The sequence below is a fragment of the Kitasatospora sp. NPDC057512 genome (assembly GCF_042802135.1).
Lineage (GTDB): Bacteria > Actinomycetota > Actinomycetes > Streptomycetales > Streptomycetaceae > Kitasatospora.
Map to the genome: position 1 here is coordinate 1 of NZ_JBHVET010000220.1, position 11,367 is coordinate 11,367.

Sequence of the window (11,367 nt, forward strand, 5' to 3'; positions counted from 1 at the left end):
CCCTCCTCGGTGCCCAGCCACGCCACCGCCTCCGGGCGGGTCAGCGGCCCCAGTGCCCGCACCGGCCCCCGCACCGGTGGCGGCTCCCGGCGGGCAGCCGTCGGCGTCCGCGCAGCAGGGGGCCGCGCAGGTGCGGCAGCTGTGGCCGCAGATCCTGGAGGCGGTGAAGAACCGCCGCCGCTTCACCTGGATCCTGCTCAGCCAGAACGGCCAGGTGGCCGGGTTCGACGGCAGTGTGCTCCAGGTGTCCTTCATCAACGCCGGTGCCCGGGACAGCTTCGTCGGCAGCAACAGCGACGACGTGCTGCGCTCCGCGCTGGCCGACGCGCTGGGCGTGGACTGGCGGATCGAATGCATCGTCGACCCGTCCGGTGGGGTCGGCGGCCCGTCCGGCGGCGGTCCGTCCGGCGGTGTCCAGGGCGGCGGTGCACCGGGTGGCGGTGCCCAGGCCGGTGGCGGCTGGGGAGCCCCGGCGGCGCGTCCGGCGGCCGCCGCGCCGTCGATGCCCGCGCCCGCCCCGGCGCCCGTGCAGGCTCCGCCGGTCCAGGCCGCGCCGGCGCCCGTCCAGGCTCCGCCCGTGCAGCCCGCGCCGGTGCAGGCCCCGCCGCCGGTGGCGGCGCAGGCCCGTCCGGTGCGGTCGGTGGCTCCGGAGGACGACGTCCCGGAGGCGGACGACCCGGACCTCAAGGAGGACGTGTTCTCCGGCCAGGAGCTGATCATCCGCGAGCTGGGGGCGACGGTGCTGGAGGAGATCCACCACCAGGGCTCCTGATCCGGCCCCGGGGCCTCCGGCCCCGCCCCCCGGATCCTCCGGCCCAGGTCTCCGGGCCTACGGGCCCCTGAGCGGACCCTGATCCGGGCCCGATCCGGGGCCCGGACCGGCGGGCAGCACGTAGGCTCGGCGGTGACGGACGAAGTGCCGTACGACAGCCGTGACAGCAAGGAGACAGCCGTGTTCCCCGGTGGTGGCCAGCCCAACATGCAGCAGCTGCTGAAGCAGGCGCAGAAGATGCAGCAGGATCTCGCGAACGCCCAGCAGGAGCTGGCCGAGGCGAAGGTGAGCGGTTCGGCGGGCGGCGGCCTGGTCGAGGCGACGGTGACCGGTGCCGGCGAGCTCGTGGCGCTGAGCATCTCCCCGGCCGCCGTGGACCCGGACGACACCGAGACCCTGGCCGATCTGGTCCTGGCGGCCGTCCGGGACGCCAACCAGACCGCGCAGAAGCTGCAGGCCGAGCGCATGGGCCCGCTGACCCAGGGCCTGGGCGGCGGCGGCATCCCCGGCCTGCCGTTCTGACGTCGCCCAACGGCGGCTTCCAAGGCCAGAAGGTCTGAAGTTCAGACGACAGACCCATGTGATTTATGTGGGAGTCGGGCGTCGGGCGCTGTGTCCGACGCCCGATTCGTTGGATGATGGCACCGGAGCACCACCGGCCGTCCGGCACCACCGGCCATCCGGCTCCACCGGCCATCCGGCTCCACCGGCCGTCCGGCACCACCGGCCCCGGCCGTCCGGCTCCACCAGCTTTCCGGCACCACCGGCCACCCGGCCCCACCAGCCACCCGGCTCCACCGGCCGTCCGGCACACCGACCATCCGAGGGAAGGCGCGACGTTGTACGAGGGCGTGGTTCAGGACCTGATCGACGAACTGGGCAGGCTGCCCGGCGTCGGGCCCAAGAGCGCGCAGCGGATCGCCTTCCACGTGCTGCAGTCCGACCCGACGGACGTCCGCCGGCTGGCGCACGCGCTGCTGGAGGTCAAGGACAAGGTCCGCTTCTGCGCGGTCTGCGGCAACGTCGCGGAGGCCGAGCAGTGCCGGGTCTGCCTGGACCCGCGCCGCGACCTCGCCGTCATCTGCGTGGTCGAGGAGCCCAAGGACGTCGTCGCCATCGAGCGAACCCGTGAGTTCCGCGGCCGCTACCACGTGCTGGGCGGCGCGATCAGCCCCATCGAGGGCGTCGGCCCGGACGACCTGCGCATCCGCGAGCTGCTGTCGCGCCTCGCGGACGGCACGGTCACCGAGCTGATCCTGGCCACCGACCCCAACCTGGAGGGGGAGGCGACCGCCACCTACCTGGCCCGGCTCTGCAAGCCGATGGGCCTGAAGGTGACCCGTCTGGCGAGCGGCCTGCCCGTCGGCGGGGATCTGGAGTACGCGGACGAGGTCACCCTCGGCCGCGCCTTCGAAGGGAGACGACTGCTCGATGTCTGACCGGACGATCAACCAGCAGCCCCACACCCCCCACCAGCAGTCCCACGGGGAACCGGGGGCGCACGCCCCGCACGTCCACGGCCACGGCTCGGAGCCGGACGACTTCGCCGTGCAGATCGCCGACTCGGTGGAGAGCTTCGTGCTCGCCGTCACCGAGGTCGCCAAGGGCGACGAGCCCGGCAGCGCGGTCTCACTGCTGCTCCTGGAGGTCTCGCAGCTGCTGCTGGCCGGCGGCCGGCTGGGCGCGATCGAGGACGTCGTCCCGGAGGACCGGTTCGAGCCGGACGCCGGCCCCGAGCCGGACGGCGAGCAGCTGCGCGAGCGCCTCGCCGAGCTGCTCGCGCCGATCGACGTCTACCACGAGGTCTTCGACCCGTACGGTCCGCCGGAGAAGCCCAACGCCTTCCGGATCTCGGACGACCTGGCCGGCGTGGTCAGCGAGCTCCAGCACGGCCTGACCCACTACCGCGAGGGCCGGGTCAGCGAGGCGCTGTGGTGGTGGCAGTTCTCGTACCTCTCCAACTGGGGCACGACCTGCACGGCGGTGCTGCGGGCCCTGCAGTCGTTGATCGCCCACGTCCGGCTGGACAGCCCGATCGGCGCCGTGCCGGACGGCGCGGACACCGACGACGACGGGCTCACCGACGAGCAGCTGGAGCAGCAGGCGGGCGACCTGATGGCGGCCGAGCTCGGCCTCGGGCGGTAGTTCCCCGGCGGGAATCCGGCGCATCGCGGGTGCATCGCGGAACGGATCGCGGGCGCATCGCGGAACGGATCACGGGACGGACCACGGGGCCGATCGAATGCGCCCTCGGATTGTGACGAATGCCTCAGCGCCCCGGCCGGAAAAGAAATCCGGCCGGATCGCCGTCCCCCGGTCCGGCGATTCTTCGGAGCGGTACCGAATCGCCCGCAGACCTGACGGCGGAGCCGCCCGTACGGCCGCTCACGTGCTGAAACTACCGTCTCACGATATGGAAAGCGCCGGTCGGAGCACCCCTGCTCGGTAGACTGACGACGACCGCACCCCCCTCTCCCCCGGGGGGTACGGGGGCCCGTAGCCCCCGGAAAAGACTTCGAGTCGAGGAGCGCACGTGGGCCTTGTCGTGCAGAAGTACGGCGGCTCATCCGTTGCGGATGCCGAAGGCATCAAGCGCGTGGCCCGCCGAATCGTTGACGCCAAGAAGGCCGGCCATGAGGTCGTCGTCGTGGTGTCCGCGATGGGCGACACGACGGACGAGCTCATCGAACTCGCGGAGCAGGTGTCACCGCTGCCTGCCGGCCGTGAGTTCGACATGCTGCTGACCGCAGGAGAGCGCATCTCCATGGCGCTGCTGGCCATGGCGATCAAATCCCTGGGGCACGAGGCGCAGTCCTTCACGGGCAGCCAGGCCGGTGTCATCACCGACTCCGTGCACAACAAGGCGCGCATCATCGACGTGACGCCCGGTCGCATCCGCACCGCCCTGGACCAGGGCAACATCGCGATCGTGGCCGGCTTCCAGGGCGTCTCCCAGACCAGCAAGGACATCACCACGCTGGGCCGGGGCGGCTCGGACACCACCGCCGTGGCGCTCGCCGCCGCGCTCAAGGCCGAGGTCTGCGAGATCTACACCGACGTGGACGGCGTGTTCACCGCCGACCCGCGCGTGGTGAAGAAGGCCCGCAAGATCGACTGGATCGCCTACGAGGACATGCTGGAGCTGGCCTCGTCGGGTTCCAAGGTGCTGCTCGACCGGTGTGTCGAGTACGCCCGTCGCTACAACATCCCGATTCACGTACGCTCGTCCTTCTCGGGGCTTCCCGGGACGATCGTCAGCAACGACAACCCGCACAAGCCCGAAGGGGGCGAGATGGAGCAGGCCATCATCTCCGGAGTCGCCCACGACACCTCCGAGGCCAAGGTCACCGTCGTCGGCGTGCCCGACAAGCCGGGCGAGGCGGCGCGCATCTTCCGCGCCATCGCCGACGCCGAGGTCAACATCGACATGGTGGTGCAGAACGTCTCCGCCGCGTCGACCGGCCTGACCGACATCTCCTTCACCCTGCCCAAGACCGAGGGCCAGAAGGCCATCGACGCGCTGGGCCGGGTCAAGCAGGGCATCGGCTACGAGTCGCTGCGCTACGACGACGCGATCGGCAAGATCTCGCTGGTCGGCGCCGGCATGCGCTCCAACCCGGGCGTCACGGCGACCTTCTTCGAGGCGCTGTCCGCCGCGGGCGTCAACATCGAGCTGATCTCCACCTCGGAGATCCGCATCTCGGTGGTCACCCGCGCCGACGACGTGCCGGAGGCCGTCCGTGCCGTGCACAGCGCCTTCGGCCTGGACAGCGAGAGCGACGAGGCCGTCGTCTACGGCGGCACCGGGCGATGACCCGGGAGCGGAACGGGGGCACCGGGCGATGACCCGGGCACCGGGCCGGGACGCCGGGCGATGACCCGGCGTCCGAACCTCGCCGTCGTCGGCGCCACCGGCGCGGTTGGCGAGGTGCTGCTCGGGCTGCTCTCGCTCCGCCAGGACGTCTGGGGCGAGGTCCGACTCGTCGCCTCCCCGCGCTCGGCCGGCCGTACGGCGGTGGTGCGCGGGGAGACCGTCGAGGTCGTCCCGCTGGCCGAGGAGGCCTTCGCGGGGATCGACGTCGCGGTCTTCGCCGTCCCCGACCAGGTCTCCGCCCAGTGGGCGCCGATCGCGGCGGCCAAGGGCGTCGTGGTGGTCGACGACTCGGCCGCCTTCCGGACCGCCGAGGACGTGCCGCTGGTCGTTCCGGAGGTCAACGCGGCCGCGCTGCGGATCCGCCCGCGCGGCATCGTCGCCAGTCCGGCCGGTACCACCCTCGCGATGATCGCCGCGGTCGGCGCGCTGCACGCCGAGTACGGGCTGGCACAGCTCGTGGTCGCCTCCTACCAGGCCGCCGGCGGCGAGGGCCGCGACGGCGAGGCGGCGCTGCGCGCGCAGACCGGGCTGGTGGCGGGCACCGCGGTCGGCCGGCAGACCGGCGACCTGCGCGCGCTGATCGCCGATCAGGGGCCGTTCGCCGCCCCGCTCGCGCTCAACGCGGTGCCCTGGACCGGCGGGCTGCGCGAGGGCGGCTGGTCCGCCGAGGAGATGGGCATCCGCGACGAGTCCCGCAAGGTCCTCGGCCTGCCCGCCCTGAAGGTCTCGGCGACCTGCGTCCACATCCCCGTCGTCCGCACCCACGCGCTGGCCGTGCACGCGCGGTTCGAACGCGAGGTCACCCAGGAGCACGCGCGGGAGATCCTGCGGGACGCGCCCGGCGTGGTCCTCTACGACGACCCGGCGGCGGGCGAGTTCCCGACACCGAACGACGTGGTCGGGACGGACCCGGTCTGGGTCGGGCGGGTCCGGCGGGCGCTGGACGAGCCGGAGGCGCTGGACCTCTTCCTCTGCGGGGACAACCTGCGCAAGGGCGCGGCGCTCAACCTGGTGCAGCTGGCCGAGCTGGTGGCGGCGGAGCTGACGGCGGGAACGCCGACGGATTAGTGGGTGACGGGCCTTCAAGGGTTCCGATGTGCCCGCTTGTGTCCGCACCTGTGTCCATACCTGTGTTCGCTCCTCGACACAATCTGTCCGGAATCCCGTGGGAATCCCCTGGAGGCCTCTTCCGCCGATGCGGAAGAATGGGCCCCGGGCCGGGCAACCATGACAGGGGATCGAGTGTCCAACGTGCGTGGCGAACGTGATGGTGGGGGCAAGGGCGGGCATCCCGGCGAGAGCCGCGGTGTCCTTCCCGTCGCGCGCCCCGAGGCCTGCGAGTAGGCCGGAAGAAGACCAGATGACGGCGGCCGCACCCGGTGCGGCGGACTCCGGTGCCGGTACCGACGCGGGTACCAGCGAGGACCTGCTCACCGCGACCTACCAGGCGCACTACCGCTCGCTGCTGCGGCTCGCCGCGCTGCTCCTCGACGACCTCTCGACCTGCGAGGACGTCGTCCAGGAGGCGTTCATCCGGGTGCACGCCGCCCGGCGCCGGGTGCGCGAGCCCGAGAAGACCCTGGCCTACCTGCGGCAGACGGTCGTCAACCTGTCCCGCTCCACGCTGCGCCGCCGCATCCTCGGGCTGCGACTGCTGCCGAAGCCCATGCCTGACATGGCCAGTGCAGAAGAAGGTGCTTACGATGCCCTGGAGCGCGACCAGTTGAAGGCCGCGCTGCGTGGTCTGCAACGCCGTCAGCGGGAGGTTCTGGTGCTGCGTTACTTCGTGGACATGACGGAGGCGCAGGTCGCCGAGACCCTGGGCATCTCGCTCGGCTCGGTGAAGGCCTACGGCTCGCGCGGGCTCGCCGCCCTGCGCGTCCAGATGGCGGCCGGACATGGCTGAGGCGGACGGCGACCGACGGCGGCCGGCGGACGGCGCTCCGGAGGCGGGCGGGCCTGGGGCGAACGGGCCGGGAGCGGGCGGGCCTGAGGTGAACGGGCCCGGGGCGGCCGGGGTGAACGGGCCCGGGGCGGACGGGCTCGGCGCTTCCAGAGCGAGCGGGCCCGGGGCCGAGGCCCCGGAGGAGCTGCTGTCCCTGTCCACCGAGGAACGGGCGGTGCGCGATCTGCTGCACGGCGCCGTCTCCGGCATCCAGCCCGCGGCCGGCGGACTGCCGCGGATCCGGCGGGCGGTGCCCCGCCGCCGGGCCGCCCGGCGCGGCGCCTGGACCGGGGCGGCCGCGCTCGCCTTCGTCGTCGCGATCGGCCTGCCCGTCCTGCACGAGGGGGAGCACCTCGGCCTCTCCGGGGGCCCCGGATCGGCCGACGCCAAGAGCCCGGCCGCCACCTCCCCCAGCGGCACCGCCGGTACGGCCGGCGGCACCGGGGCGGCCTCGCACGCGAACCCGAGCGGCCCCGGCGACACCACCCCGCCCCCCGGTACGGCCTCGGCCCCGCACACCCCCGGCGGCGGGCAGGCGAGCACCGACGGCGGCGTCGCGCCCAGCGGGACCTCCGGCGCCGGTGACGGCGGCATCGTCCCGCTCTGCACCCGGACGGACCTCGGTGAGGGCCTCGGCCAGGTCGGCACGGCCGACGGCGACGGGCGGATCTACGGCTCGTTCACGGTCTACAACGTGTCCGGGCGCAGCTGTCGGCTCGGCGGGCCGGGCTCGGTGGCGGTCACCGCCGTCAGCGGCGGCGACCGCGGCCGCGTCCGCACCGCCGACCACGCCCCGGGCGACCCGGCCGCCGGCCTGCCCGCGATGGACGGGGAGCCGCCGGTGCTCGCGCCGCGGGCCGGGTACCGGGTGCCGTTCGCCTGGGTCCCCGACCAGACCTGTACCGGCTCCGGCACGCTGAGCACCCCGTCGAACAGCGTCAACCAGGTGGCCCTGCGCTCGGACGTCCCCGCCGCCGAGTCCGGTGCCCCGGCCTCCGTCCCCACCAGTGAGGTCAGCGCCAACCCGCCGGCCTCCTCGTCCCCGTCGGCGGGCCCCACCACGGCTCCCAGCCCGACCGCGACGCCGACCGGCCACCCGACCACCGCGCCGCCCGCCGTGACCATCGCCCACACCCCCGCCCCCGGCAGCCCGGCGGCCGCCACGGCGACCCTGCCCGTGTCGTGCAGCGGCACCGTCTACCGCGGCGGCGTCCAGGGGTTGGGCGGCCCGGCGCCGCAGCCGTCGGGCTCGCCGACGGCTCGGTGACGACGACGGAGTGACGGCGGAGTGACGACGGCGGGGTGACGCCCGCCGGGGCCGCCGGTGTCGAGGAGGGGCCGGGGCGACCGGCCGGAGACGGCCGTGTTCGGGGCCCGGGGGACGGGACGGGTGTGAGGAGTGGATACCGTGGGGGTGTGTACCGGTTCCTCCTGACTCCGCGCTGGCTCGGCGGCACCGTTGTGGCCGTAGCGGCCGTGGCGGTGTGCCTGTGGCTGGGTTCCTGGCAGCTCGGCCGCTTCGAGGACCGGGTGTCCACGCACCAGGAGGCCAAGCAGGCGGTCACCGCTTCGGGTGACGCCCGGCCGATCGACGCGCTGCTCAACCAGGCGACCCCGCAGGTGAGCACGGAAACCGTCGGCAAGACCGTCACGGTGACCGGCAGCTACGACGCCGAGCACCAACTGCTCGTCCCCAACCGGGTGGTCGACGGCAAGCAGGGCTACTACGTGCTCACCCCGCTGCGCACCGCCGACGGACACGCCGTCGCCGTGGTGCGCGGCTGGTCGGCCGGGGACCCGGCCGCCGCCGGGCCGCCGCCGGGCGGAGAGGTGACGGTGACCGGGCGCCTCCAGGCCAACGAGTCGGTGGGCAGCAACGGCGCGGTGGCGGGCGGTCTGCCCGCCGGGCAGCTCGGCATGATCAACCGGGCCTCGCTGCTGAACGTGCTGGAGTACGACGGCTGGTACGACGGCTGGGTGGCCGCCGACGACGCGCCCGCCGGGCTGGCCTCCGTACCGACCGTGCAGCCGCAGGGCGGGGACGGGCTCACGCTGCGCGCGTTCCAGAACCTGGGCTACACCCTGGAGTGGTTCGTCTTCGGCGGGTTCGTGGTCTTCATGTGGTACCGCCTGGTGCGCCGCGAGGTGGAGGCGGAGCAGGACCGGGCCCTCGGGCTGGACCCGGTCCTGGACTGACCGGCGACTGACCGGCGGCGCCTTGACGCCGACCTCGGCTCAGCGCCTGGTCGCCCCGACTCAGCGCTTGGTCGGCAGGGCCGGTGCCGGTGTCGGCTTGACCGCCGGCGGGGGCGGGGGCGGTGTCGGCGTCGGCGCCGGTGTCTGCGGCGGGAGCAGCGGCTGGGTCGGGGACGACGAGGCGGTGGGCAGCGGCGTCGGGTCGCTGTGGCAGTGGCCGTTGCCGTTGCCGCCGCCGTTGTGGTCGTCGGAGTCGTAGTGGTCGATGTGGTGGTGCACGGTGCGACCGGTCTTGGAGCCCTTGGACCCCGACCCCTTCGACCCGGACGAGCTGCTCTTGCCGCCCCCCTTGGCGAGCTGGACCGGCTCGCCCCCGTCAGCGGGCGGCGCGTACACCGCCCGGACGACGGCCGCGCCCGGAGCCGCCGCGCCCGACTTGGTCGCGGTGCCGGCGGGCGGCGCCGCGTGCGGGGTGGCGGGCGGTGTGGCGCCGGCGGTCGGCGAGGCGGGCACGGCGGCGGTCGGTGACGCGGGCACGGCCGGCGCGGGCGCGACGGCCGAGGAGCTCGGTACCGGTGGGCCGGTCGGGGGCGGGCAGGACGCGGTGGTCCGCTGTGAGCCCGAGCAGCCGGTGAGCACCAGGGCTCCGGCGACCGCCGCCCCCGCGAGCATCAGCAGGCGTCTCACGCAGCCCCTCCGTCTCCGTCACGCCCGGCCGTGCCCAGGTGCCGCCGCACGAAGTCGATCTCCAGTCGCAGCTGCTTGATCCGCTCCTCCACCACCAGCGACCCGTGCCCGGCGTCGTAGCGGTACACCTCGTGCGGCTTGCCGAGCCGCTCCAGCCGCTCGACGTAGTTGTCGATCTGCCGGATCGGGCAGCGCGGGTCGTTGACCCCGGCGCTGATGTAGACCGGCACCCGCACCCGCTCGACGTAGGTCAGCGGCGAGGAGGCGGTGAAGCGCTCCGGGACCTCCTCCGGGGTGCCGCCGAAGAGCGTGCGGTCCAGCGACTTGAGCGCCTCCATCTCGTCGGCGTACGCGGTGTGGTAGTCCGCGACCGGTACGGCGGCGAGGCCGAGGGCCCAGTCGTCGGGCTGGACGCCGAGGCCGAGCAGGGTCAGGTAGCCGCCCCAGCTGCCGCCGGTGAGCACCAGCCGGGCCGGGTCGGCGAGGCCGCTGTCGACGGCCCAGGCGCGGACCGCCGCGATGTCCTCCAGCTCGATCAGGCCGACCCGCTCGTGCAGCGCGTCCGTCCAGGCCTGGCCGTAGCCGGTCGAGCCGCGGTAGTTGACCCGCACCACCGCGAAGCCGTGGTCCAGCCAGGCGGCCGGACCGGCGGCGAAGGAGTCGCTGTCGTGGTGCGTCGGGCCGCCGTGGATCTCGAACACGGTCGGGTACGGGCCCTGCGCGGGCGTCGCCGGCCGCTGCACCAGGGCGTGCACCCGCCCGCCGGGCCCGTCCACCCAGACGTCCTCGACCGGCACCGAACCGGGCGGCACCGAACCGGGCGCCCGCAGCACGACCGTCCCGGCGGTGGAACGGACGGCGGAGGGCTCGGCGGCGGAGGACCACAGGTACTCGACGGTGCCGTCCGGACGGGCGGTGGCGCCGCTGACGGTGCCGCGCGGGGTGTCCAGGCGGGTCAGCCGGCCGTCGGCGAGCGCGTACGAGAACAGCTCGCTGCGCGCCTCGTACTCGTGCTCCACCAGCAGCGCCTCGGCGCCGGGGCGCCACTGCGCGGAGACGTCGCCGGGCAGCTCGCGGCCCTGCTCGTCGCGCAGCGGGAGGGCGGTCTCGGCGCCGGTGGCGACGTCCCAGATCATCGGCTCCCAGCGGCCGGTGCGCTGGTGGGCGACCAGCAGGCGGGTGTCGCCCTCGACCGGGGCGAAGCCCAGGCAGGCGACGCCGCGCGGCTCGTCCCGGCCGGTGACCTCGTCCAGCTCGGCGACGGTCTCGACACCGCCGTCGGCGGTGATGCGCACGACCCGGATCGCGGAGTGCATCGCGTCGCCGTGCTCGGTGTGGTCGATGGCGAGCAGGGTGCTGTCGTGGCTGAGGTCGCCGATGCCGCCGTACTCCTCGTGCCGGTAGACCTCGACCGGCTCGGCGCCGCCGGGGCGACGCAGGTGCAGGGTGGTGCCGTCCTCGTCGGTCGAGCGGCCGACCACCACGGTGCCGTCGCGGCCCAGGGCCAGGCCGGCCGAGTAGGAGGGGGCGAGGCCGGGCACGGCCTCCTCGTCGGGGCCGCCCGCGAACGGCTGGCGGCGCCAGACGCCGAACTCGTCGCCGTCCTGGTCGTCGAACCACCAGACCCAGTCGCCGTCGGGGGACAGCTCGGCGTCGGTGGTGCCGTTCGGACGGTCGGTGACCCGACGGTGGGCGCCGGTGGCGCGGTCCCAGGCGTAGACCTCGTAGGTGCCGGTCGCGTTGGACACGTACAGCGACCGGTCGGGGGCGTCCTCGGCCCAGTCGGGCAGCGACACCCGGGCCGCCCTGAACCGCTGCTCCCACGCCGGTACGGCGCTCTTCTCCTCGCTCATCCGACCATCCAACCCGATCGGGGGGAGGGAAGGGAACGGG

The 11,367-nt window shown here is 74.2% G+C and carries 11 protein-coding genes; 9 read left to right on the forward strand and 2 right to left on the reverse strand.

Annotated features, from left to right (window positions below):
- Positions 1-130: 130 nt before the first annotated feature.
- From ACFU6K_RS16755 to ACFU6K_RS16795, 9 genes are all read left to right on the forward strand, one after another.
- Positions 131-772 (forward strand): DNA polymerase III subunit gamma/tau, encoded by a 642-nt coding sequence (locus ACFU6K_RS16755; RefSeq protein ID WP_380663719.1) that lies wholly within the window; start codon positions 131-133, stop codon positions 770-772.
- Between the two features lie 180 nt (positions 773-952).
- Positions 953-1,294, forward strand: a complete 342-nt coding sequence (locus ACFU6K_RS16760; protein WP_074001802.1) for a YbaB/EbfC family nucleoid-associated protein — start codon at positions 953-955, stop codon at positions 1,292-1,294.
- 317 nt (positions 1,295-1,611) lie between these two features.
- Positions 1,612-2,211: a recombination mediator RecR gene (gene recR, locus ACFU6K_RS16765; RefSeq protein WP_380663720.1), complete on the forward strand. Its 600-nt coding sequence runs from the start codon at positions 1,612-1,614 to the stop codon at positions 2,209-2,211.
- Positions 2,204-2,917 (forward strand): DUF5063 domain-containing protein, encoded by a 714-nt coding sequence (locus ACFU6K_RS16770; RefSeq protein WP_380663722.1) that lies wholly within the window; start codon positions 2,204-2,206, stop codon positions 2,915-2,917. Before recR ends, ACFU6K_RS16770 begins: the two co-directional genes overlap by 8 nt.
- 388 nt (positions 2,918-3,305) lie before the next feature.
- A complete protein-coding gene (locus tag ACFU6K_RS16775) occupies positions 3,306-4,586 on the forward strand; it encodes an aspartate kinase (protein WP_380663723.1) in 1,281 nt (426 codons plus the stop codon).
- Positions 4,587-4,646: 60 nt separating this feature from the next.
- Complete coding sequence (locus tag ACFU6K_RS16780; protein WP_380663725.1) at positions 4,647-5,714, forward strand: aspartate-semialdehyde dehydrogenase; 1,068 nt, start codon at positions 4,647-4,649, stop codon at positions 5,712-5,714.
- 292 nt (positions 5,715-6,006) lie between these two features.
- Positions 6,007-6,552 carry a SigE family RNA polymerase sigma factor gene (locus ACFU6K_RS16785; protein ID WP_049658157.1) on the forward strand — a complete coding sequence of 182 codons (546 nt, stop codon included), beginning with the start codon at positions 6,007-6,009 and terminating at the stop codon, positions 6,550-6,552.
- 88 nt (positions 6,553-6,640) lie between these two features.
- A complete protein-coding gene (locus ACFU6K_RS16790; protein WP_380663726.1) occupies positions 6,641-7,858 on the forward strand; it encodes a hypothetical protein in 1,218 nt (405 codons plus the stop codon).
- A gap of 149 nt (positions 7,859-8,007) precedes the next feature.
- Positions 8,008-8,787: an SURF1 family protein gene (locus ACFU6K_RS16795; protein ID WP_380663728.1), complete on the forward strand. Its 780-nt coding sequence runs from the start codon at positions 8,008-8,010 to the stop codon at positions 8,785-8,787.
- A gap of 60 nt (positions 8,788-8,847) precedes the next feature.
- Here ACFU6K_RS16795 and ACFU6K_RS16800 read toward each other — a convergent pair whose 3' ends face one another.
- Together ACFU6K_RS16800 and ACFU6K_RS16805 are read right to left on the reverse strand one after the other, a co-directional pair.
- Positions 8,848-9,474: a hypothetical protein gene (locus ACFU6K_RS16800; protein WP_380663729.1), complete on the reverse strand. Its 627-nt coding sequence runs from the start codon at positions 9,472-9,474 to the stop codon at positions 8,848-8,850.
- On the reverse strand, positions 9,471-11,327 hold the full coding sequence (locus ACFU6K_RS16805) for a S9 family peptidase (RefSeq protein ID WP_380663731.1): 1,857 nt from the start codon (positions 11,325-11,327) through the stop codon (positions 9,471-9,473). Before ACFU6K_RS16805 ends, ACFU6K_RS16800 begins: the two co-directional genes overlap by 4 nt.
- Between the last annotated feature and the right edge of the window lie 40 nt (positions 11,328-11,367).

What these genes read in the sequence shown, in the direction of transcription:
- ACFU6K_RS16770 (WP_380663722.1), top strand. Translation starts at nt 2,204, where the DNA reads ATGTCTGACCGGACGATCAACCAGCAGCCCCACACCCCCCACCAGCAG.
- ACFU6K_RS16780 (WP_380663725.1), top strand. Translation starts at nt 4,647, where the DNA reads ATGACCCGGCGTCCGAACCTCGCCGTCGTCGGCGCCACCGGCGCGGTT.
- ACFU6K_RS16785 (WP_049658157.1), top strand. Translation starts at nt 6,007, where the DNA reads ATGACGGCGGCCGCACCCGGTGCGGCGGACTCCGGTGCCGGTACCGAC.
- ACFU6K_RS16805 (WP_380663731.1), bottom strand. Translation starts at nt 11,327, where the DNA reads ATGAGCGAGGAGAAGAGCGCCGTACCGGCGTGGGAGCAGCGGTTCAGG.